The 22,212-nt window shown below is 72.9% G+C and carries 21 protein-coding genes; 9 read left to right on the forward strand and 12 right to left on the reverse strand.

Annotation, left to right across the window (positions count from 1 at the left end):
* Nucleotides 1–16: 16 nt before the first annotated feature.
* Complete coding sequence (gene ligA / locus OHA68_RS34765; protein ID WP_327104018.1) at nucleotides 17–2,158, reverse strand: NAD-dependent DNA ligase LigA; 2,142 nt, start codon at nucleotides 2,156–2,158, stop codon at nucleotides 17–19.
* Between the two features lie 256 nt (nucleotides 2,159–2,414).
* On the opposite strand from ligA, the gene OHA68_RS34770 reads away from it, so the two are divergent.
* From OHA68_RS34770 to OHA68_RS34780, 3 genes are all read left to right on the forward strand, one after another.
* Nucleotides 2,415–2,978, forward strand: a complete 564-nt coding sequence (locus OHA68_RS34770) for a hypothetical protein (RefSeq protein ID WP_327104019.1) — start codon at nucleotides 2,415–2,417, stop codon at nucleotides 2,976–2,978.
* A 213-nt stretch (nucleotides 2,979–3,191) separates the two neighbouring features.
* A complete protein-coding gene (locus tag OHA68_RS34775) occupies nucleotides 3,192–3,866 on the forward strand; it encodes a class I SAM-dependent methyltransferase (protein WP_327104020.1) in 675 nt (224 codons plus the stop codon).
* Between the two features lie 74 nt (nucleotides 3,867–3,940).
* Nucleotides 3,941–4,243, forward strand: coding sequence for a superantigen-like protein SSL4 (locus OHA68_RS34780; protein ID WP_327104021.1), 303 nt, complete (start codon nucleotides 3,941–3,943; stop codon nucleotides 4,241–4,243).
* Between the two features lie 80 nt (nucleotides 4,244–4,323).
* Here OHA68_RS34780 and OHA68_RS34785 read toward each other — a convergent pair whose 3' ends face one another.
* Complete coding sequence (locus OHA68_RS34785) at nucleotides 4,324–4,737, reverse strand: winged helix-turn-helix transcriptional regulator (RefSeq protein ID WP_327104022.1); 414 nt, start codon at nucleotides 4,735–4,737, stop codon at nucleotides 4,324–4,326.
* 111 nt (nucleotides 4,738–4,848) lie between these two features.
* Between OHA68_RS34785 and OHA68_RS34790 the strand changes: the two genes are divergently transcribed.
* Nucleotides 4,849–5,721, forward strand: a complete 873-nt coding sequence (locus tag OHA68_RS34790) for an NAD(P)H-binding protein (protein WP_327104023.1) — start codon at nucleotides 4,849–4,851, stop codon at nucleotides 5,719–5,721.
* A 119-nt stretch (nucleotides 5,722–5,840) separates the two neighbouring features.
* Nucleotides 5,841–6,650: a pentapeptide repeat-containing protein gene (locus tag OHA68_RS34795; protein ID WP_327104024.1), complete on the forward strand. Its 810-nt coding sequence runs from the start codon at nucleotides 5,841–5,843 to the stop codon at nucleotides 6,648–6,650.
* Nucleotides 6,651–6,697: 47 nt separating this feature from the next.
* Here OHA68_RS34795 and OHA68_RS34800 read toward each other — a convergent pair whose 3' ends face one another.
* Nucleotides 6,698–7,258 (reverse strand): fasciclin domain-containing protein, encoded by a 561-nt coding sequence (locus tag OHA68_RS34800; protein ID WP_327104025.1) that lies wholly within the window; start codon nucleotides 7,256–7,258, stop codon nucleotides 6,698–6,700.
* 164 nt (nucleotides 7,259–7,422) lie between these two features.
* Between OHA68_RS34800 and OHA68_RS34805 the strand changes: the two genes are divergently transcribed.
* A complete protein-coding gene (locus tag OHA68_RS34805; protein WP_327104026.1) occupies nucleotides 7,423–8,940 on the forward strand; it encodes an SDR family oxidoreductase in 1,518 nt (505 codons plus the stop codon).
* 33 nt (nucleotides 8,941–8,973) lie between these two features.
* Here the strand turns inward: OHA68_RS34805 and OHA68_RS34810 are convergent, their stop codons facing one another.
* Nucleotides 8,974–10,050, reverse strand: coding sequence for an NADH:flavin oxidoreductase/NADH oxidase (locus tag OHA68_RS34810; protein WP_327104027.1), 1,077 nt, complete (start codon nucleotides 10,048–10,050; stop codon nucleotides 8,974–8,976).
* 75 nt (nucleotides 10,051–10,125) lie between these two features.
* On the opposite strand from OHA68_RS34810, the gene OHA68_RS34815 reads away from it, so the two are divergent.
* On the forward strand, nucleotides 10,126–10,476 hold the full coding sequence (locus OHA68_RS34815; RefSeq protein ID WP_225277345.1) for an ArsR/SmtB family transcription factor: 351 nt from the start codon (nucleotides 10,126–10,128) through the stop codon (nucleotides 10,474–10,476).
* Between the two features lie 10 nt (nucleotides 10,477–10,486).
* Here OHA68_RS34815 and OHA68_RS34820 read toward each other — a convergent pair whose 3' ends face one another.
* From OHA68_RS34820 to OHA68_RS34855, 8 genes are all read right to left on the reverse strand, one after another.
* Entirely contained in the window at nucleotides 10,487–11,968 is a 1,482-nt protein-coding gene (locus tag OHA68_RS34820; RefSeq protein WP_327109594.1) for a SulP family inorganic anion transporter, read from the reverse strand.
* A 206-nt stretch (nucleotides 11,969–12,174) separates the two neighbouring features.
* The gene (locus tag OHA68_RS34825; protein WP_189139057.1) at nucleotides 12,175–12,711 is read right to left on the reverse strand and encodes an NUDIX hydrolase family protein; all 537 of its coding nucleotides are present in this window, start codon (nucleotides 12,709–12,711) and stop codon (nucleotides 12,175–12,177) included.
* Between the two features lie 81 nt (nucleotides 12,712–12,792).
* Nucleotides 12,793–13,959: an epoxide hydrolase family protein gene (locus OHA68_RS34830; RefSeq protein WP_327104028.1), complete on the reverse strand. Its 1,167-nt coding sequence runs from the start codon at nucleotides 13,957–13,959 to the stop codon at nucleotides 12,793–12,795.
* Nucleotides 13,960–14,002: 43 nt separating this feature from the next.
* Nucleotides 14,003–15,286, reverse strand: coding sequence for a hypothetical protein (locus tag OHA68_RS34835; protein ID WP_327104029.1), 1,284 nt, complete (start codon nucleotides 15,284–15,286; stop codon nucleotides 14,003–14,005).
* 50 nt (nucleotides 15,287–15,336) lie between these two features.
* Nucleotides 15,337–17,469, reverse strand: coding sequence for a prolyl oligopeptidase family serine peptidase (locus OHA68_RS34840; protein ID WP_327104030.1), 2,133 nt, complete (start codon nucleotides 17,467–17,469; stop codon nucleotides 15,337–15,339).
* Between the two features lie 176 nt (nucleotides 17,470–17,645).
* Nucleotides 17,646–18,164 (reverse strand): GNAT family N-acetyltransferase, encoded by a 519-nt coding sequence (locus tag OHA68_RS34845; protein ID WP_327104031.1) that lies wholly within the window; start codon nucleotides 18,162–18,164, stop codon nucleotides 17,646–17,648.
* 112 nt (nucleotides 18,165–18,276) lie between these two features.
* Nucleotides 18,277–18,840, reverse strand: a complete 564-nt coding sequence (locus tag OHA68_RS34850; RefSeq protein ID WP_189139052.1) for a helix-turn-helix domain-containing protein — start codon at nucleotides 18,838–18,840, stop codon at nucleotides 18,277–18,279.
* Entirely contained in the window at nucleotides 18,837–20,261 is a 1,425-nt protein-coding gene (locus OHA68_RS34855; protein WP_327104032.1) for a pyridoxal phosphate-dependent decarboxylase family protein, read from the reverse strand. Before OHA68_RS34855 ends, OHA68_RS34850 begins: the two co-directional genes overlap by 4 nt.
* A 284-nt stretch (nucleotides 20,262–20,545) precedes the next feature.
* Between OHA68_RS34855 and OHA68_RS34860 the strand changes: the two genes are divergently transcribed.
* Both OHA68_RS34860 and OHA68_RS34865 read left to right on the forward strand, forming a co-directional pair.
* Nucleotides 20,546–21,028 (forward strand): universal stress protein, encoded by a 483-nt coding sequence (locus OHA68_RS34860; RefSeq protein ID WP_327104033.1) that lies wholly within the window; start codon nucleotides 20,546–20,548, stop codon nucleotides 21,026–21,028.
* A 231-nt stretch (nucleotides 21,029–21,259) separates the two neighbouring features.
* Nucleotides 21,260–22,123: a universal stress protein gene (locus OHA68_RS34865; protein ID WP_327104034.1), complete on the forward strand. Its 864-nt coding sequence runs from the start codon at nucleotides 21,260–21,262 to the stop codon at nucleotides 22,121–22,123.
* The last annotated feature ends 89 nt before the right edge of the window (nucleotides 22,124–22,212 follow it).

The raw sequence follows: 22,212 nt of genomic DNA on the forward strand, positions 1-22,212 counted from the left end.
CTGGCCCGTTGGCGCGTCAGAGGAAGGCGGCCACTACGGTGGCGAAGTCGTCAGGGGTGATGATCTCCACGCCCAGGGACTCGGCCTTGGCGCGCTTGGATCCGGCCTTCTCGCCCGCCACCAGCAGGCCCGTCTTGGCGGAGACGCTGGAGGACGACTTGCCGCCGGCCTTCTCGATCAGCTCGTTCATCTCGTTGCGGGACAGCTCGCCCAGTTTGCCGGTCATGGAACCCGTGACCACGACCGTCTTCCCGGCGAGCGGCAGCTCCATAACCGGGTCCCCCAGGGCGGCCTCTCCCGGGCTACCGGCCGCCCCGGCCTCCTCGCCGTCGACGGCTCCGGCGGCCGACGCGACGCCGCCCGGAGCGGGCGGCGTGACGCCCGGCTCGGTCATGTTGACGCCGGCCGCCCTCAGCTTGTCGATCAGCGGGAGCAGCTCCGCCAGCTCGGCCAGCATGAGCGTCGCCTTCTCCTTGCCCATGCCGTCGACGACCTGGATGGCCTCGGAGTCGGCCGCGAGGATGGCGTCCATCGTGCCGAAGTGCCGCGCCATCCGGCGGGACATCGACCGCCCGGTGCCGCGCACCCCGAGCGCGCAGAACACCCTGCTCAGCGGCCTGCTCTTGGCCTGCTCGATGGCCGCCAGCAGCTTGTCGGTGCTGGTCTCGCCCATCCGGTCCAGGTCGAGGATCTGCTCCCGGGTGAGGGTGAACAGGTCGGCGAAGTCCACGATGAGCCCGGCGTCCATCATCTGGACGATCCGGCTTTCCGCCAGCGTCTCGATGTCGAGCTGGTCGCGCCCGGCGGCGTAGAGGATGGAGGCGACGGCCTTACAGGCACGACCCTGCACGCACCGCCACCGCTCCTGCGACTTGTCGATCTCGCTCCCGCAGTTGGGGCAGACCTCGGGGATGGGGATCTCCTCCTCCTCACCCGTACGCAGATGCACCACGGGCGCCTCCACCCGGGGGATCACGTCGCCCGCCTTGTGCACCATGACGGAGTCACCGAGCTTGAGCCCGCGCCGGGCGATGTCGGCGGGGTTGTGCAGCGTGGCATAGTTGACCTTGCTGCCGTCGAGCTCGACCTCCTTCAGCCTGGCCCGTGGGGCGATGATGCCGGTGCGGCCGACGCCCCATTCCACCCCCAGCAGCTTGGTGATCTTCTCGGTGGCGGGCAGCTTGTAGGCGATCGCCCAGCGCGGCACCCGCGTGCCGAACCCGGCCTCCGCCTGGTCGGCCGCGCTGTCGGCCTTGATCACGATGCCGTCGATGCCGAACGGCAGCTCCGGCCGGGCGGTGGCCAGCTCGCCGATGCGCTCCTGGATCCGCTCGAGGGAGGTGGCCACGATGCCGGCGACGGGCGTCGCCGCCGTGGTCGACACGCCGAGCTCGGCGACCAGCCGCATGACCTCGCTGTGCGGCAGCTCGCGCAGCCGCGTGGCGAGCTCGGAGTCGTCGTCCGGAGGCAGCGGCAGCGCGCCGTAACCGAAGAAGGTCAGCTCGCAGACATAGGGCCGGTCCTTGGCGCGCAGCGTGCCCGCCGAGGCGCTGCGCGGGTTGGCGAAGGTCGTGCCGTCGTGCGCCTGCCGCTTGGCGCAGGCGTCCTCGAACTGCTCATTGGTCATCAGCACCTCGCCGCGGATCTCCACCGTCACCGGCTCGGCCAGCTCCGGCGGCAGCCCGACGATGGTGCCGATCCCGTGCGAGACGTCCTCACCCGCCGCGCCGTCCCCCCTGGTGACGAGCTGGACCAGCCGTCCCCCGTGGTAGCGGGCCGAGATGGCCAGGCCGTCGAGCTTGGGCTCCACGCTGTAGGTCGCGACGGGCCGGCCGAGCCGGCGCTCCAGCCCGGCCACCCACTTGGTCAGCGCCTCGGCTGAGAACACGTTGTCCAGGCTGAGCATGGGCACCGTGTGCGGGACATCGCCGACCACCGCCCCACCGGCCACCTTGCCGGTGGGGGAGTCGGGCACCACCTCGTCGGGGTGCTCGGCTTCGTAAGCCTGGATGCCACGGAACAACCGGTCGTAGGAGTCGTCGTCCAGCGACGACTCGCCCGCGCCGTAGTAGGCCGCGTTGGCGTCCACTGCCAGTTGCACCGCCGCCACGTAGGCGGCGTGGTCGGGCAGGACGGTGATGGGGGGCGCGTCAGTCATGGTCCTATCGTGCCGTGTCCCACCGACAATTTCCGCCCCGCCTGCCGCCTGCTCGGTAAAGCCCTCACCTGCGGCTCAGCCCCGGATCGGCGGGCCGGAAGGAGACCGGCACGGCGATACGGGGCTGTATCGGCGGGCCGGAAGGCGGCCGTGCACGGTGAGCGCGACGCTGCCCCGAAGGTTGTTCGTATTCACCCCGCCCGCCAGGCGAGTGCTACAGAATGTGATGCAACTATCACTGAGTGTCGGGGGTCTCATGAACGTCACGTCGATCGGCGCCGCCGCAGCAGGGGTCATGGCCGTGCTGAGCCTCACCGCCGTTCCGGCCCAGGCTCGTACCGTCCCCCTCCTCCCGGCCGCGCCCGGCCCGGCCACGCTGGCCTGCGATGTCGGCACACCGCCCGGCAGCCCGCCGGCGTTCGTCCCGGCGCTCAGGCTGATGCCGGCGAAGGTCACCGTGCGCGGCGCCCTGTGGCTGAGCGGCTGTCGCGGCTCGCGCCCCCGGCTCCGGTCGGCCTGGATCACCCTGCGCGCCGCCGGCCAGGCCTCCTGCGCGGGCACCCGGGGGGTGCGCGGTGTTGCCACCATCACCTGGTACGACGCGGCGGGCCGCCCGATCGGCAGCTCCAAGCTGCGCACCGGCGGCGGCGACCTGGCGGACCGCAGCGCGGGCGGAGGGCTGCTGACCGGCACGGTGACCAGCGGGCCGCTGGCAGGCGCCCGCTCACGCGGCGGCATCACGTCCTCCGACAGCGTGCTCACCTGCGCCATCCGCGGCACCGGCGCCATCTCCGGCGCGGGCCGCATCACCTTCGGTTGAACGGGACGGCTGGACGAGGCGGCCGCGCGGGGCGGCTGGACGAGGCGGCCGCGCGGGGCGGCTGGACGAGGCGGCCGCGCGGGGCGGCTGGATGAGGCGGCTGGACGGGGCGGCTGAACGGGGCGCGCGGCTCCGCGCACGGTGGATCGACGTCATGCAGGATTGAGCGATGAGTTGCTTGCGCGCCAGGGTCCCGCGAGCGGTAGGGACAGCATGACCGCCGCGAAAGACCTGGCGGACAAGATGCACCGCACCTTTTTCCGGACGCTCTCCCTGCTCTCCTCGCGGGGGCAGGGAGCCCTGCTGCGCCGCTATTTCGACTGGTGGCACCGCCGCCCCGACCCGTGGAACATGGGCACGGACGCCTACGAGCAGGCCAAGTACGCCGCCACGCTCGCCCAGGTCTCCGCCGGCCCCTACCGGCGCATCCTGGAGATGGGCTGCAGCGAGGGCGTCTTCACCCAGCGGCTCGTCCGGGCCCATCCGGACGCGCACGTCACGGCGGTGGACATCTCCGAGCGGGCCCTGCGACGGGCCGCCGAGCGGGTCGCCGAGGCCGCCGACCGGACGCTGCTGGTCGCGGCCGACCTGCTCACCTTCACCGCCGAGCACCGCTACGACCTGGTGTTCTGCTCGGAGACCCTCTACTACGTCGGCCGTGGCGACCGGCTGCGCCAGGCCAGCGCCCAGCTGATCGGCCTGCTGGCCCCCGGCGGCGTCCTGGTGCTGGTGCACCCCTGGCCGGAGGCGAGGCGGCTGCACCGCTTCGTCGACGCCAGCGGGGCGGTGTCGCGGGTGAGCGAGTTCGTGGAGACCGCGGCGCACCGGCCGTTCGCCGTCTCGGTCTATCGAGCTCCCGGCCGGACGGCGGCTTCGGCGACCGGCTGAACCATGGCTCGGCTCTCCTCGGTCGCGGGCCAGGCCTGACGCCGCGATGGTCGCGGGCCAGGCCCAACGCCGCGATGATCGCGGCGAGCCGTGGCAGCAGGCCGTACACCAGCGCCGCGATGGCGGCCAGCACCAGGACCGACGGCAGCCGCGTCAGGCTCGCACCCAGGAGCCGCGCGACCTCGCCGCCCGGATCTCCCGTGGAGAGCCCATGGACCAGCCCCATCCCGAGACCGAGCCCGGCGAGCACGATCCCGGACCCGGCCGCGGTGATGGCCAGGTGGCCGCCTGCCCAGCGCAGCCTGCCGACCGGGCCGGCCAGGACGGCATCGGCACGGCCGGAGGTCTCCTCCGCCCGCAGTCGCAGGGTCGCCTGAATCGCGTACACAGCCGTGCCGGGCGTCGTCGCGCGGCGGCCGGGTCAGGTCACCCCCGCGTCACCGCACTTCCCCTGTGATCAGCGGGGCTCGCTCGCCTCGCCGGGGTAGGCCGCGTCCCACTGCTCCCGGGCCGCCGCCATGGCGTCCTTGTGCTCCCTCGACCAGTCGGCCAGCCGCTCGATCGTCTCGGCCAGGCTTCGGCCGACCGGCGTCAGCCGGTACTCGACCTGCGGCGGGATGGTCGGGTACGCCGTCCGTTCGACCAGCCCGTCCCGGCAGAGCCGCCGCGTCGTCAGCGTCAGCATCCGCTGGGAGATGCCGGGGATCGCCCGGTGCAGCTCCCTGAACCGCCGCACCCCTTTGCTCAGCTCCACCATCACCAGCACCGTCCATTTGTCGCCGAGACGGTCGAGCACGTCGCGGATGCCACAGTCGTCATCCCCGCACGGCCCGGGGACCTGGGGGGTTACCTCCGTGTGCGCGACTGACATGAGAGTGCCTCCTTACAGCGGGTGCCCGGGCACCCCCATGCTGGGCGTTGTTTCACCTTCTGGTTCAGCTGCGCATCAACAATAGGAGTGGTCTCATGATTCTCGTCACCGGTGTGTCGGGGGGGACTTGGCGGTGCGATCCTCGCCGGACTGCGGGCTGCGGGCGGGCCGGCGACGGCCGGGGCCAGCAGCTCCGGTGACGGTACGGCGGCGCGGCTCGCCGACTTCGACCGGCCGGAAACGCTGGAGCCGGCCTTCGCGGGCGTGGACGTGCTGGTGTTCGTCTCGGCGGGGTACGCCGAGGACGACGTCGTCCTGGCCCGCCACGGCGCCGTGGTGCGGGCGGCCACCGCCGCCGGCGTCCGGCACGTGATCTACACCAGCCTGGCCGGCTCGGGGGAGCGGCTCACGATCGCGCTCACGCACCGCTGGACCGAGGCGCGGCTGGCCGAGGCGCCCTTCGACGTCACCGTCCTGCGCAACGGCCTGTACGCCGAGATCCCGGCCGGGCTGGCCACGGCCGGGGCCGCCGCGGCGGCGGCGAGCGGGGTGTTCGCCGCGCCGCTCGGCGACGGGCGACTGTCGGCCGTCGCCCGCGACGACCTGGCCGCCGTGGCCGTGCGCGTGGCGGCCGAGGCGCAGGCGGACCTGGCTGCTGGGGCGCCGCGACGGCACGCGGGACGTACGTACGAGCTGGAGGGTGTGGAGGCGGTCGGCGGGCGGGAGCTTGCCGAGGCGCTGGCCGAGGCGCTCGGCCGGCCCGTCGAGTACCGGCCGGTGCCGCTGGGTGAGACGCGGGCGGCGCTGGCCGGGCTGGAGCCGTACCAGGTGGGGCACACCATGTCGACGTTCTCCAACGTCGGCGCGGGGCTGCTGGAGGGTCGCGGCGGCGACCTGACCGCGTTCCTGGACGCGCCGCGGCCGGTGCGCGACCTCGTCATGGCGTCGGTCAGGTCGGCCCTGGTATCGGCCCAAGGAGGCTGACACCTCCGTCCTGCCGTGCGAGCCGACCGGCACGGTACCGGCGGGAACCGCCACCGTCGGACACGAGCTGAGCTGAGCCGCGCCTACCATGGACAGCGATCTCTGGGAGGACTGAGCGAATGTCGGACGAACGCGCCCTGCGGGCGGACTGCGCGAGCTGTTTCGGGCTGTGCTGCGTCGCGCTGCCCTTCGCCGCCTCCGCGGACTTCGCCGTCGACAAGCCCGCCGGGCAGCCGTGCGGCAACCTTCAGGCCGACTTCCGCTGCGGCATCCACCAGCGCCTGCGGCAGGAGGGCTTCTCCGGCTGCACCGTCTATGACTGTTTCGGCGCGGGGCAGAAGGTCTCCCAGGTCACCTACGAAGGCCGCGACTGGCGCCGGCACCCGGAGACCGCCCAGCAGATGTTCGAGGTGTTCCCGGTCATGCGGCAGCTGCACGAGCTGCTCGCCTACCTCACCGAGGCGCTGAGCCTGCCGGCCGCCCGCGCGGTCCACGGCGACCTGCGGTCGATGCTGGACGAGACCGAGCGCCTGACCCGCCGGAGCCCGGCCGACCTGCTGGAGCTGGACGTCGCCGGCCACCGGCAACGGGTCAACGTGCTGCTGCTGCGCACCAGCGAGCTGGTCAGGGCCGGCGCCGGTCGCCGTAAGAAGGATCGCAGGGGGGCCGACCTGATCGGGGCCGATCTCAAGGGCGCCGACCTGGCCGGGGCCAACCTGCGCGGCGCCTACCTCATCGGCGCCGATCTCAAGGGCGCCGACCTGCGGCGGGCCGACCTCATCGGCGCCGACCTGCGGGGCGCCGACCTGAGCGGGGCCGACCTCACCGGCGGCATCTTCCTCACCCAGTCGCAGCTCAACGCGGCCAAGGGCGACACCGCCACCCGGCTCCCGCCCACGCTCACCCGTCCGCGGCACTGGACGTCCTGACCGGGGCGGGTCAGGCGTCCCGGCGTGGGACGCCTGACGACGCGCCGCTACTTCGGCATGAGGACCTTGTCGATGACGTACACGGTGGCGTTCTTCGTCGGCACGTTGCCGCAGACCACCTTGGCGTCGTCGACCATGAGATTGTCCTCCGAGCCCTTGGCGGTCACTTCGCCGCCGCCGAGGGTGGTGAGGGTGGCGTCCTCCAGGTCGGCCGGCTCGTTCTTGCCCTCGACCACGTGATTGCTGAGGATCTTGGTGAGCTGCGCCTTGTCGGCCATCAGCTTGTCGCGGGTCTCCTGCGGGATCGCCTCGAACGCCTCGTTCGTCGGGGCGAACACGGTGAGATCCTCGGCCGAGTTCAGCTTGTCGGTCAGACCCGCCTGCTCCAGCGCGTCCGACAGGGTGGAGAGCTCGCTCACCTCGGAGACCGCGGTCCCGACCGGCTGGCCGGCGATGTCGGTGAGGGAGCCCTCGATCGCGGAGCACGCGGGACCGAACGGGCTGGCGTTGGGTGAGCCGTCGGGTGCGGGGGAGAATGCGGAAGCGCTGGTGGTGCTCATCGTGGCGGTCAGTGTCAGAGCCGCCGCCAGAAGGAATCGTTTCACCATGGTCTCCTCGGTTCGCTGGAGCCGTCGGCGTAGTGCCTGCATCCAGTGTCCGGAGGCGTCGAGAAGCCTGGGGTTGTGGCTATTCCAAAAGCGGACAAAGAGCGCGTGTCGTCGGTCTTGAACGGCTCCGGATATGAGAAAGACGGTTTCGGGAGGTGTGACGGATGACGCGATGCCTGGTCACGGGCGCGACCGGCTACATCGGCGGACGGCTGGTCCCGGAGCTGCTCGCGGCGGGACATGACGTCCGCTGCATGGTGCGCTCTCCGGCACGGCTGCGTGACCTGCCCTGGGCCGGGCGGGTCGAGATCGCCGAAGCCGACGCGAGCGATCCCGGCCGCACGGCGGAGGCGCTGCGCGGGGTCGAGGTCGCCTACTACCTGATCCACACCATGGGCGGCGGCAAGGGCTTCGAGGAGGCCGACCGGATGGCCGCCCGCGGGTTCGCGCGGGTCGCCGAGGCGGCGGGCGTGCGGCGGATCGTCTACCTCGGCGGTCTCACGCCGGGCTCGGACGGCCACCTGTCGCCGCACATGAGCTCACGGACCGAGGTCGGCGAGATCTTCCTCGCCTCCGGGGTGCCGGCCGTGGTCCTGCGCGCCGCGATGATCATCGGATCGGGGTCGGCCTCCTTCGAGATGCTGCGCTACCTCACCGAACGGCTGCCGGTGATGACCACGCCGCGCTGGGTGCGCAGCCGTACGCAGCCCATCGCCGTCCGCGACGTGCTGCGTTACCTCGTCGCCTGGGCGGGCATCCCCGGCGACGTCGACCGCGCCTTCGATGTCGGCGGTCCCGACGTGCTCACGTACGCCGACATGATCCACCACTACGCCGCCGTCGCCGGCCTGCCGCGACGCCTGATCCTCCCGCTGCCGATGCTGAGCCCGGGACTGTCCAGCCACTGGGTCGGCCTGGTCACCCCGGTGCCCGCCAACATCGCCCGCCCCCTGGTGGAGTCCCTGCGCGACCCGGCCGTCTGCCGGGAGCACGACATCGCGGCGTACGTACCGGATCCGCCGGACGGGCTGATCGGCTTCCGCGAGGCCGTCACGCTGGCCCTGCAGAAGATCAAGGAGGCCGACGTGGCGACGCGGTGGTCGTCGGCGTCCACGCCGGGCGCGCCCAGCGATCCCCTGCCCACCGACCCGGGCTGGGCCGGCGGCAGCCTCTACATCGACCGGCGCACCAGAGCCGTCGACGCGCCCCCCGAGGCGCTGTGGGAGGTCATCGAGGGGATCGGCGGCGAGAACGGCTGGTACTCCCTGCCCGTCGCCTGGCGCGTCCGTGGCGCGCTGGACCGGCTGGCCGGCGGGGTGGGCCTGCGCCGGGGCCGTCGCGACCCCCGGCGGCTGCGGGTGGGTGACTCCATCGACTTCTGGCGGGTGGAGGAGATCGAGCGGGGGCACCTGCTGCGGCTGCGTGCCGAGATGAGGCTCCCTGGGCTGGCCTGGCTGGAGCTGAGCCAGTGCCAGGAGGACGGCCGGACGGTCTATCACCAGCGGGCGGTGTTCCATCCGCACGGGCTGCTCGGCCACCTCTACTGGTGGCTGATCTCTCCCTTTCACAGCATCGTCTTCGGCCGGATGCCGCGTAACGTCGCGGCGGCGGCCGTCCGCCGCGCCGCGAGATCCCGTTCGCACCCCGGCCCGCACGACCGGGGCGCGAGAGAACGCAGGTGAGGACGGCGTCGGACCGCCACGGCCGCTCAACGCTCAGAAGACGTCGTGGTACTGGTCGGGCCGGCGCGTCCGTACACCGAGCTCGCGGGCCGCGTCGAGCGGCCAGTAGGGGGCGCGGAGCAGCTCGCGGCCGAGCAGGACGGCGTCCGCCTGGCCGGAGACGAGGATGGACTCGGCCTGATGCGGGTCGGTGATCTCGCCGACCGCGGCCACCGGCAGGTCCGTCTCGGCCCGCACCTGGCTCGCGAACGGCACCTGGTAGCCGGGGCCGGTGGGGATCCGCACCCCCTTGGCGTTGCCGCCGGTGGAGACGTCGAGCAGGTCGACGCCGTGGGCGAGCAGTTCCTTGGCCAGGCGTACGGTGTCGTCCCCGTTCCAGCCCTGGCCGTCGGGCAGCCAGTCGGTGGCCGAGATGCGGAAGAACACCGGCAGGTCTTCGGGCCAGACGGCGCGTACGGCGTCGGCGACCTCCAGCGCGAGGCGGATGCGGTTCTCGAAGGAGCCGCCGTAGGCGTCGGTGCGGCGGTTGCTGTGCGGGGAGAGGAACTCGCCGATCAGATAGCCGTGCGCGCCGTGGATCTCCACGACCCGGAAGCCGGCCCGGTGGGCGCGCTCGGCGGCGGCCGCGAAGTCGGCCACGACGCGGCGGATCCGCTCGACCGGCAACTCCTCGGGCACCGGGTGGTCGTCCGCGAAGGGGATCGCGCTCGGGGCGACCGGCCGCCAGCCGCCGTCGGCGGGGCTCACCGGGGCACCGCCGAGCCAGGGCCGGTCGGTGGAGGCCTTGCGGCCCGCGTGCGCGAGCTGGATACCGGGCACGGTGCCCTGCTCGGTGAGGAAACGGGTGATCCGGGAGAACGCCTCCTGCTGGCGCTCGTTCCACAGCCCGAGATCGGCGGGGCTGATCCGGCCTTCCGGGGAGACGGCGGTGGCCTCGGCCAGGATCAGCCCGGCACCGCCCACCGCCCGGGTCGCCAGGTGGGTGAAATGCCAGTCGTCGGGCACTCCGGCCATGGGGCCGTCGATGGCGGCCGAATACTGGCACATCGGGGCCATCCAGACACGGTTGGGGATGGTCAGCGATCGCAGGGTGATCGGGTCGAACAGCATGGGGCCTCCTAGTTGTACGACGACTACCGTACTACGAGAAGTGTCGAACTACGAGACCTGTCGTACTATTGCCCTGTGAGAGTCCTGGAGCATCCGACGCCCGAGGAGATCCGGCTGGAGGCGGTCCTCCATGCTTTCGCCGATCCCATGCGACTAGAGGTGGTGCGTTTCCTCGCCGAGGCCGGCCGGGAGGTGTCCTGCTCGGAGATCGACCTGGCGGTCAGCAAGTCCACGGGCACCCACCACTACCGGGTCCTGCGCGAGGCCGGGGTCATCAACCAGGTCTATCGGGGCACCGCGAAGCTCAACTCCCTGCGCCACGAGGTCCTGAACGCGATCTTCCCCGGCCTGCTCGACAGTGTCATCGCCGCCACCGCCAGGCAGCGGCCGCCCGCGCCCTCGCCGTCCCAGCGGCGAGGGGAGTGATCCGTCCCGCTCAGTGGCCGCCGGTGAGCTGCCCGGCGAGGGTGCTGTGCAGGTCGGCGCTGGGCTTGTTGAGCCCCACGACGGTGACCTTCTTGCCCCGGGCGGCGTACTTGGTCTCCACCGCGTCCAGAGCGGCGACGGAGGAGGCGTCCCAGATGTGCGCGCCGGTGAGGTCGATGACGACGTCGTCCGGGTCCCCGGCGTAGTCGAACCGGTAGACCAGGTCATTGCTGGAGGCGAAGAACAGCTCGCCGGTGACCGCGTAGACCACCTGCTCGCCGTCGGGGTCGAGGCAGGCGGTGACGGTGGCCAGGTGGGCGACCCGGCGGGCGAAGATGACCAGGGCGACCAGGCTGCCGACGATCACGCCGACGGCCAGGTTGTGGGTGGCGACCACGACGGCGACGGTGATGACCATGACGATCGTCTCGCCCCAGGGCATCCGCTTGAGGGTGGCGGGCGCGATGGAGTGCCAGTCGAAGGTGCCGACCGACACCAGCACCATGACGGCGACCAGTGCGGCCATCGGGATCTGTGACACCCACGGGCCGAAGACGATGCACAGCACCATCAGGAAGACGCCGGCGGCGAAGGTGGAGACGCGGGTGCGGGCGCCGTTCTTCACGTTGATCATCGTCTGGCCGATCATGGCGCAGCCACCCATGCCGCCGAAGCAGCCGGTGACGATGTTGGCGATGCCCTGGCCGATGGACTCGCGGGTCTTGTTGGAGCGCGTGTCGGTGATGTCGTCCACGAGCTTGGCCGTCATCAGCGACTCCATCAGCCCGACCAGCGCGAACGCGATGGCGTACGGGGCCAGCAGGGTGAGGGTGTCGAGCGTGAACGGCACGTCCGGCAGACCCGGGACGGGCAGCGAGGACGGCAGCACGCCCTTGTCGCCGACGGTCGGCACGGCCAGGCCGGCGCCGAGCGTGATGGCGGTCAGCACGGCGATGGACACCAGCGGCGCGGGCACCACCGTGGACACACGCGGGAAGAACACCATCAGCGCCAGCCCGCCGATCACCAGCGGATAGACCACCCAGGGCACGCCGGTGAGCTCCGGCACCTGCGCCATGAAGATCAGAATGGCCAGGGCGTTGACGAACCCGACCATCACGCTGCGCGGCACGAACCGCATCAGCTTCGCCACCCCGAGCGCCCCCAGCACCACCTGGAAGACCCCGCCCAGGATCACCACGGCGGCCAGGTGACCGAGCCCGTACTCGCGGGCCAGCGGCGCCACCACCAGCGCGATCGCGCCCGTCGCGGCCGAGATCATGGCCGAGCGCCCGCCGACGACGGAGATCACCACGGCCATCGTGAACGACGCGAACAGGCCGATGCTCGGGTCCACGCCCGCGATGATCGAGAACGAGATCGCCTCGGGGATGAGGGCCAGCGCCACCACCAGCCCGGACAGCAGCTCGGTGCGCAGCACCCTGGGGGTCAGGTGGCGAAGATCGGGGAACGACAGGCGGCGCGTGGCCACGACGGGACGAGCAGACAAGGGACCATCCGAACGGGAGAACGAGGTGTCGGCGGCCAGGCTCTCGCACGCGGATGGCCGCCCTGTGGCACGGCGATGACGCCGCCGTATCGAACGAGGGGACTATCGGACGCCGGGCGATCGCATGGCAGGCCGCATGAGCGTGATGATGTCCCCCGGGTGACGTGCTGAAAGGGGGGGCCGGCGCTCTAGGGCAGGCGGCCGACGAAGGCGAGAGCCTGCTTGAGCAGCACGCCCTGGCCGCTGGTCATCTCCTGCTGCACCATCGGCGAGGCGGCCTCGTCAGGGGTGAACCACTCCAGGTCGAGCGCGTCCTGGCGGGGACGGCAGTCGCCGCGCACCGGCACGATGTAGGCCAGCGAGACGGCGTGCTGGCGCGGGTCGTGGAAGGGGGTGACGCCGGGGGTCGGGAAATACTCGGCCACGGTGAACGGCACCGGGGAGGCGGGCAGGCTGGGCAGCGCCACCGGGCCGAGGTCCTTCTCCAGGTGGCGCAGGAGGGCGTCGCGGATCCGCTCGTGATAGAGCACGCGCCCGGAGACCAGGGCACGGCTCACGCCGCCGTCCTGCGCGATGCGCAGCAGGAGGCCGACGCGGGTCACCACGCCCGCGTCGTCGACCCGTACGGGCACGGCGTCCACGTAGAGGATCGGCATCCTGCCCCGCACCGACTCCAGCTCCTCAGGGGCGAGCCAACCGGTCATGGTCTCGGTTATTTCGGTCACCCGCTGATCGTACTTGCCGCCGGGCTGTGAACGGCGATCGGGGAGGCGGCCGATCCCGGCGAGGCCCGCGAACGGCGCTGTTCACGAGCGGTGTTCGCGGAAGAACGCCCGGATGTCGCCGGTGAGCAGGCCGGGCACCTCCATGGCGGGGAAGTGGCCGCCCTGGTCGAACTCCGACCAGTGCGCGATGGCGTTCGCCGGGTCGATCAGCGCGCGGATGCTGAAGTCGGCGGCGAACACCGCGACGCCCATCGGCGGGCCCGCGTGCGCCTGCTCCTGCTCCTGCCCCGGCCCGGCCATCTGCGCGAAGCCGCGCATCCCTTCGTACATGGCGTTGGCCGAGGATGCTCCCGACCTGGTGAACCAGTAGAGGCTGATGATGGTCAGCAGCTGGTCGCGGTCGATGGGCTCGTCCGCCGGGCCGGTCCACTCGGCGAACTTCTCGGCGATCCAGGCGAGCTGTCCGGCGGGGGAGTCGGTCAGGCCGTAGGCGAGCGTCTGCGGCCGGGTCGACTGCAGGTGCAGATAGCCGAGCCCGTCACTCTGGAAGGCGTTGAACCGCTCGGCGCGGGCCAGGTCGGCGCCCGACAGTCCGTCCAGGTCGACAGGGCCGCCCAGGGGGTACGGCCCGGGTCCGTTGATGTGCACGCCGATGACGTGCTCCGGCGCGACCATCGGGAGCAGCATCGACACCCCCGATCCGGCGTCGGTGCCCTGCGCCGCGTACCTGTCGTAGCCGAGCCGGCTCATCAGCTCCGCCCAGGCCTGCGCGACGCGGAACAGGTCGCCCCAGGAGGCGTCGCTCAGCGGCGACAGGCCGTAGCCCGGCAGCGACGGGATGACCAGGTGGAAGGCGTCGGCGGGGTCGCCGCCGTGCGCCCGCGGATCCGTCAGCGGGCCGATCACCTTGAGGAACTCGATCGGTGAGCTGGGCCAGCCGTGCGTGAGGATCAGGGGGAGCGCGTCAGGCTCCGGAGAACGTACATGGATGAAGTGAATGCGCTGGCCGTCGATCTCCGTGGTGAACTGCGGGTGGGAGTTGAGCTCGGCCTCCTGCTCGCGCCAGTCGAAGGTCGTCCGCCAGTGGTCGGCGAGCTCTCTGACATGGCTCAGCGGCACGCCGCGGCTCCCGTCGGCTCCCGGCGCCTCGTCGGGCCAGCGGGTCCGGTCCAGCCGGTCGATCAGGTCGTCCACGTCAGCCTGGGGGATGTCGAGGTGGAAGGGGCGGATCTCGTTGCTCGCGGTCATGGGTGAACCATAGGAAGCATCGCGGAAAGTTTCGTTCCGCAATTCAGGCGATGACAGAGTGATCTACTTTGTAAAGGCGCCGACGTCGTACGAGCGCGGGCAGCCAGGGCAGGACACCCAGCAGCGACAGGATCGACAGCAGCGGGACGCGCCACCACGGTGAGACGACGGCCGGGGGCGGGGCGGGCAGGGCCGCCACCCACGGGCGCGCGGTCTTGGACCAGGCCAGGAAAGCGTCCCCGATGGGGAGCAGACCGAAGGCGTACCGCTTGGTCCACGGGGTGCCGAACGGCAGCCCGGCGAACTCGCCGTAGCCGGCCAGCGCGCCGGCGAGCGGCGCGTCGCCGTGGACCTGGGCGGCGCCCAGGGTGACGGCGGTCGCCGAGAGACTGATCCCGAGGGGGAGCGGGCCGGAGTCGACGTCGCCGGGCCCGTCCATGCCGTGGGGATACTCGCGTACGGCCGGTCCGAGGCCCAGGGGCGTGGCGAGGAAGCGGTCGCGGAAGCGTACGTACTGCTCGCCGGCGAAGGCCGGGTCGATGTCGACGAGGAAACGCTGGATGAGGCTCTGCGAGCTGCCCCTGGCCACCTCGATCGGGTCACCGGTGTCAGGATCGGCCTGGTGCGGGAGCAGGCCGGTGCGCGGATCGAGCCGCCGCCGTACCTCCTGGAGCCACCGCTCGGTGGTCCTGGCGAACCGGGCGGGCAGCAGCGTGTCGTGCAGCCGCAGTGAGGCCATCGCCACGGTGGAGTCGACCGGCCACGCCTGGCCCGGGTAGGCGGCCAGGTAGGGCGAGGCGGCGGCGTCGAACGCGGCGCCGAGGGCGGCGGAGTCGTCGGCGAACCGGCGCGTCTCGGCCGGGTCGCGCCGCCCGGCGGGCTGGAGGCTCAGCACCTGGCCGCGTAGCAGGTTGCTCCAGCCACGGTGGAAGACGCCGTAGGCAGGGGTGAGGTCCGGGCTGAACGGGGCGCGGCCGGCGGGTGAGTCCAGTCGCGCCAGCGCCCAGCGGGCCTCGCGTAACGCCACCGGCCGCTCGCCGGCCGGCCGCCGCATGCCGAGCTCGGCCCAGGTCAGGCCGTACAGAGCGTGCAGGAAGAAGTAGCCCTCGGGGAAGAGCCGCTGCGCGTCGTCGCCGGCTCCGGCGCCGAGCGCCGCGCGCAGGAACGTGAGCTGCCGCTCGACTCCGGGGGGCTCGCCGGTGGGGCCCGCGGTGGCGGGCACGAGGAGCCGCCCCGCCCCCGCCAGTGCGCAGAGGCTGATCGCGACGGCGGTCAGCCGGCGCGACCAGCGGAGGGTGCGGCGTACGCGTGACGGGGGCACGGACATCCGGTGATCGTATAGCCCGGCGTCGTGAAGCGAGCGGCCTCAGTGGCCGCCTAGTCCGGCTGATCGGCCCGCTGCAGAGCGTCTCGGAGGAACTCCAGCTGGAACCGCAGCAGCCCCTCGACGGCCGCCTCGGAGGTCGGCAGGTGGGTGGCGCCGGACAGCGGCAGCACCTGGTGCGGGCGGCCCGCCGCGAGCAGGGCCGCCGACATGCGCAGCGTGTGCGCCGGCACCACGTTGTCATCGGCCAGCCCATGCACCAGGAGCAACGGCCGCCGCAGCAGGGCCGCGTCACCGATCGGCGAGGAGCGGTCGTAGGCGTCGGGATGCTCGTTGGGGTGACCGAGGAACCGTTCGCGCCAGTGCGTGTCGTACAGGCGCTGATCGCTCGGGGCGGCGCCGGAGACGGCGGCGTGGAACACCTCCGGCCTTCGCAGCACCGCGGCGGCGGCCAGGGTGCCGCCGTAGCTCCAGCCCCGGATCGCGACCCGGCCCAGGTCAAGGTCGGGGCAGTGCTCGGCGGCGGCGTGCAGGGCGGCCACCTGGTCCTCCAGCGGGGCGGAGAGGGTGTCGCGGTGCACGGTCTTCTCCCACGCGGGCCCACGGCCGGGAGTGCCGCGCCCGTCGGCGACCACGACGGCGTACCCGGCCTCGGCGAACCACTGCGCCTCGCACAGGAACCAGGTCCTGGCCCGGACCGCCAACTGCACCGCGGGCCCGCCGTACGGCGCCATGAGCACCGGGAGCGGGTCGCCGCCCGGCCGGTGCCAGGAGGGCAGCAGGAGCGCCGTACGGATCTCCCGGGCACCCACCCGCAGCCAGGTGACGCGCGGGGTGATGGACGGCTCGGCATCGAGGGAGGCGACGGTGGCGACGGTCCGGCCCTGCCGGGTCACCCGGAAGGCGCGCCCCCGCTCGGTGTGCGCGGAGATCAGCAGCGCGCCGCCGCCGCGAGCGCCGGTGTGGACGCCCGGCCCGTCACTGAGGCGGACCAGGCCGTCCTCGTACGCCCACAGGTGGGTCTCGGTGGGTTCGTCGGCGGCGGTGAAGAGCACGCTCTCGCCCGTCACGTCCAGCACCTCGCGGACCTGCAGGCCCTCCGGGGTGACCGGCCGGCCGTCCACCAGGAGCCGCCGGGTGGTGGCGGAGTCGGCCGTGTGGACCAGCGCGCCGGAGGCGGTCCTGGCGGGTGTGCCGGGGATCAGCTGCACCCAGGCGGCGTCGCGCTGCTCGTGCAGGAGCGTGGTGCGGCCGGTGTCCGGGTCGGCGGACAGGACGCGGAGTGAGCGCTGGTCGCGGCTCTGCACGCTGATCAGCGGGCCGTGCGCGTCCCAGCCGGCCGCGGTCACGTACTCGTGGGCGGTCCTGTCCCAGTCGACCTCGACGGCCCGGCCCGCCAGGTCGAGCAGGTGCAGGGTCACCTCGGCGTTGGCGGTCCCGGCGGCGGGGTAGGCGATCTCGCGGGGTGGCCGTGCGGGGTCGGCCGGGTCGGCGACCCACCAGCGCCGCACCGCCGAGGTGTCCACCCGCGCGACGAGCAGCCGGGTCCCGTCCGGCGACCACCAGTGGCCGCGCGTGCGGTGCATGGACTCCGCCGCGACGTGCTCGGCCAGGCCCCAGGTGATGTCCTCCCCCTCGGGTACGGCGAGCGGCCGGTCTCCACCGCCGGCCAGGTCGGCGACGTGCAGGGCGCCACCGGTGACGTAGGCGACCCGGCTGCCGGTGGGGTCCAGCCGGGGATCGGTCACCGGCCCGGCGGTGGCGACAGAGCGCGGTCCGGCGGCGCCATCGAGGTCTGCCCTTCGGAGCGTGCCGTCGGCGGGCTGGGGTCCGGCCGCGCCATCGAGGTCCACCGCCCAGAGCGCGCCGTCGACGGCGAAGACGGCGGTGCGCAGGGCGGTGTCGGCCGAGTACGCGACCACGCCGGCCGCGGTCTCCCGGGCCCGTTCGCGCCGGATCAGCTCGGCCTCGGGCACGGGCCCCGCGACGGCGAGCGTCTCCGGGGCGGCGAGCAGCCGCTCCTGGTCACCGTCGAGCAACCACAGGCAGCTCGTACGGTTTTCGCCGCTGCGGCTGCGCAGGAACAGGATCCGGTTCCCGTCGGGGGAGAGGGTGAAGGCGCGGGGGACGCCGAGGGTGAAGCGCCGGGTGCGGGCGAGCTGGTGGGGGAATCGGTTGGTATCCATAACGGGGAGCCTGCCCGTCGTACCGGTGAGCTCATGGGGGAGTTTTGTGCCTCGACGCGGATCTCGCGGAGGCGGGCCGGGCAACTCGGCACCAGCGGGTTCATTTTAGCACCGACAGGAACAACACCGGACGTGCGCGTACCGGGACATCCGGTACGGACGGGCCGCGTCGTACCTCAGGTAATCGGCTTGTAGAAGAAGCTGCAGTCCTGCAGCGAGCCGTCGGGGTCGGCGGCGTAGCCGGGGACGACACCGAAGAGGGTCCAGCCGCCGGTGAGGTAGAGCCGCTCGGCCGCACTGCCGGTCCGCGTGTCCAGGACCAGCAGGGAGACGCCGGCTTCGGCGGCCGCCGCCTCGGCGGTGGCCAGCAGGGCACGGGCCAGTCCCCTGCCGCGGGCGTCGCGGTGCACCAGCAGCTTGGAGACCTCGGCGCGGTGCCGGGAGTTGGGCTTGCCCGGCAGAGCCAGGCTGACGGTGGCGACGATCCCGCCGGCGTCGCGGCAGACCCAGACGATGAGGCTGCCGTCGGCTACCGCCGGCGCCCGCTCCCGCCACCAGACGGCCGCGGCCTCCCGGTCGAACGGCGTCAGGAAGCCCACCGAGGCGCCGTCGTCGACGGCATCGGCCAGAACCTCGGCGAGGCCCTTGACGCAGCCGGTGAAGTCTTCGGCGGGCAGGCGTTCGATGGTGTGCACGGGGGTGTCTCCGATTGTCGGGTCAGGGGCGGGCGACCAGCGGCTTGTCGGGTCAGGGGCGGCTGGTCAGTGGGTTCTCGGGTCGGGAGTGGGCGATCGGCGGCTTGTCGGGTCAGGGCAGGACGACCAGCAGCGCGTAACGTGCCGGAGTGGTGCCGAGGCAGCGGAAGCGTGAGCCGCCCCAGAGGCGGAAGCGCAGGCAGTCGCCGGTCTCCAGCCGGTGCGCCTGCCCGTCGATGGTGATCTCGACGGCCCCGTCCAGCACCCAGAGGTGCTGCTCCAGCCCGGCCACCGGCGGCGCGTCGTACGAGATGTCCGCGTCCGGCAGCAGAAGTCCCTCGACGACCTCGCCACGCAGCCCCGCATGGGGCGGGGAGACGGACCTGCGGGTGAACCCCGACGCCCGGTCGCGCCACACCGCCTGCTCGGCGGCGCGCACCACCCCCGGTGGCTCGGACTCGACCTCGGCCAGCAGCCGCGACATCGTCCGCTCGTAAACCGCGCACAGCCTGCCCAGCAGGGCGGCCGTCGGGCTGATCTCCGCGCGCTCCAGCCGCGACAGCGTCGAGCGGCTGACGCCGGACCTGACGGCCAGCTCGTCCAGCGACCAGCCGTGCTCCGTCCGGAGCGCCGCCAGCCGGTGGGCGAGCCGTTCGTCCAGAGAATCCTGTCTCACGTCTGAGACGATATCTCATTATTGAGACAATCTTGAATGGTGCGCAGCGCCTGATGGACATGCTCGGCACGGGTACGGACGCTCAGAACGCACAGGCGCAGATAGAACCGGCCGTCGATGGCGGTGCTGGACAGGTAGATCCGCTGGGTGGCGTTGATCCTGGCCAGCAGGTCGCGGTTGGCCTCGTCGGCACCGCGCAGCCGGAACACCACGACGGACAGATCCGGCTCCCACGGCAGCTCGACGCGCGGGTCCAGGCTCAGCTCGCGGTGCACGAACGCGGCGAGGTCCAGCTTCTCCTCCAGCGCCTCGGCGAAAGCGCGCACGCCGTGCAGGTGCAGCGGCAGCCACAGCCGCAGACCGCGGAACTCCCTGGTCAGCTCCACGCCCAGATTCCCGAAGTCCGGCAGGTCGCCCAGCCGGTCGAGGTCCTGCAGATACTGCCCGTCCGCGGCATGCGCGGCGTGCAGTACGGCAGGGTCGCGCACCAGCAACACACCGGTCCCGTACGGCATGAAGAGGCTTTTGTGCGGGTCGAACGCGACCGAGTCGGCCTCCTCGATGCCGGCGAGCCTGGCCCGGCCGCGCCCGGTGAGCCGGAAGCCGCCCCCGTAAGCGGCGTCGACGTGGAACCAGAGCCCCTCGGCGCGCGCCAGCCGGGCGAGCTCGGGCAGGGGATCGACGGTGCCCGTGCTGGTGGTCCCGGCGGTGCCCGCCAGCAGGAAGGGCCGCAGCCCGGCCGCCCGGTCGGCCGCGATCAGCTCGGCGGCGGCGCCGACGTCCATCCGGAGCTCGGCGGTGGCCGGTACGAGGCGCACCCGGTCGGCCGGCAGGCCCGCGATCCTGGCGGCCTTGGCGACACTGAGATGGGTGTGCTCGGTCACGTACAGGGTGCCGTCGCGGGCGTCGTCGCCCAGCCGGTCGTGCCGGGCCGCGACCACCGCCGACAGCGTCGCCAGCGAGGCGCCCGTCGTCACCACCCCGCCCGCACCGGCCGGCAGGCCGAACATGTCGCACAGCCAGGTCAGCACGCTCTGCTCCATGGCGACCAGCGCGGGGGCCGTCTGCGCGACCCCGGTGAACCGGTTGGCCGCCTGGGCCAGCATCTCGGCCAGCACCGAGGAGACCAGGCCGCCCGCCGGGAAGTAGGCGAGGTAGCCCGGACCCGCCGTGTTCACCCCCTGGCCGGCCGCCTGGCGGAAGGTCTCCAGCAGCTCATGGAAGTCCCCTGGCTCCGCACCCGGCGGCCGCCCCAGCAGTGACTCCGCCAGGTGCCCGGCCTGCCGGTAGTCGCTGGCCGGGGCCGACTCCAGCTCGCCGATCCGCTCGGCCAGAAAGTCCACCGCGTATCGGCCCAGCTCGGCGACCATGTCCCGGTCGAGGTCAAGGGGAAGAGCGAGTCGCTCCTGATGGCTCGTCATCCGGACACACTAGGAGGTACGGCACCGGCAGGGATTCGACCGGGATGGTGGTCGGCTCCGCCGGGCACGGTGTCCCGCACCACGTGACCTGCCCGGTCGCGGTGGTACGGCCCCGCCGCGGCGACGATCACGGGCCCGCAACTCCTGAGATCACACGTCCGCCATCGCCCGGCTCACCCTGCCTACAGCACTGACGAGCCGCGCCCGGAATGCTGACGAAGGTCCCAGAGCTTGGGGCGGAACGGCCCTGGCACCGTCCGGCCTCGCCGCCGGAGGATGAGGGCATGGAACTTCGCCAGATCGTCGTCGGCGCCGACGGCACCCCCGACTCCGACGCCGCGCTGTTGTGGGCCGTGGACGAGGCCGTTCGCGACCAGGGCCGGCTGCTCATCGTGCACGCGTGGGGCACCCGTACCGAGACCAGGGCCCCGTACGCCCGCTACTCGCCGCGCGACGACCTGGCCTCCGAGCTGTCATCCGCGACGGCCGTCCTGGAACGGGTGACCGGGCTGGCCCGGGAGGCGGGGCCGGACCTTCAGGTGGAGTCCCGGCTGGTGCGCGGCAGGCCGGAGACGGCGCTGCCCCACGCGGCACACGGCGCCGACCTGCTCGTACTCGGCAGCGCAGCGCAGCGGGCCGGGGACGGCAGGCTGGGGGCGGTGCTGCTGTCCTGCCTGCGCCGGCAGCCCTGCCCGGTCGTCGTGGTGGACGCCCTGACACACGCAGCCCGTCAGCGCATGCCGGTCGGCTCCGCCCGGTCCCGCTGACCGGACTCTCCGCGACACGCGCCTGGTGACCCGGCTCTCGGGCTTTGCGGCAAGCGTCAACCGGACCCTCCCCCGTCAGCGACGGGTCCCGGTAGCGGTGATCGTCCGGCGCCTGTCGGCGATCAGGCGCTCGGCTCCTCACGCCGTTCCTGTGCGATCTCGTACGCGCCGTCCATCGCGGCATGGATCGCCGTTGAACGGGGACGTCGTCGGGTGTCGGGGGTGACTTTGATGAGCAGGTTCGTGGTCGTGGGAGTGGACGGTTCGAAGGCCGCGGCCGGGGCGCTCGACTGGGCCGTGGACGACGCCGCCCGGCGCCGGCTCGCCCTGCGCGTGGTGGTCGTGCGTCAGCCGTGGGTCGCCGAGCACCCGCACAGCGGCGTGCACGAATCCCACACCGAGCAGTGCCAGCGGCTGCTCGAAGCCGCGGCGGACCGGGCCCGCGCCCGCGCACCCGGCCTGGGGACGACCACCGCCATGGTCACCGGCGCGGTGGTCGAGCGGCTGCTGACCGAGTCCGAGACCGCCGACACGGTGGTGATCGGCAGCAGAGGGCTGGGCGGGTTCGCCGGGCTGGTGCTGGGCTCCGCCGGGCTCGGCCTGGCCGGGCACACGCGCTGCCCGCTCGTCATCGTCCGCGGGCCGGTGCACGTGAACCACGGCGAGGTCGTCGTCGGCTTCGACGGCTCCAGCGACACCGACGCGGCCGTCGCGTACGCGCTGGAGCAGGCGGGCGCGCGGGGCGCGCGGCTGCACGCCGTCTACGGCAGGCCGTACCCGCGGACCGCGCCCCATCCGGCCGGCTACGGGCCGCTGCCGCCCGAGGACCTCGACCTGGAGGAACGGCTGCTGCCCTGGCGGGAGCGGTACCCGGAGGTCGAGGTGGCCGGGTCCGTCGTGCTCGGGCATCCCGCGCCGGCGCTGGCGGACGCCTCCCGCGACGCCGACCTGCTCGTGCTCGGCTCGCGCGGCCTCGGCGGGCTCGCCGCCGCCGTGCTCGGCTCGGTGAGCCACGCGGTCCTGCACCGCGCGCACTGCCCGGTCGCCGTCGTCCCCCTGCGCGGCGACCCGCCCTCACCACCCCACCCCGCCTGACCGCCGCCCGGCCCCACGCAGCCACCGAGACCAGCGCCGAAGTCACCGCGCCCAAGGTCGGCGCGAAGCCGCCGCCCGTTGCCGGTCGG

Origin of the sequence: Nonomuraea glycinis, assembly GCF_035920485.1 — a bacterium.
GTDB lineage: Bacteria > Actinomycetota > Actinomycetes > Streptosporangiales > Streptosporangiaceae > Nonomuraea > Nonomuraea glycinis.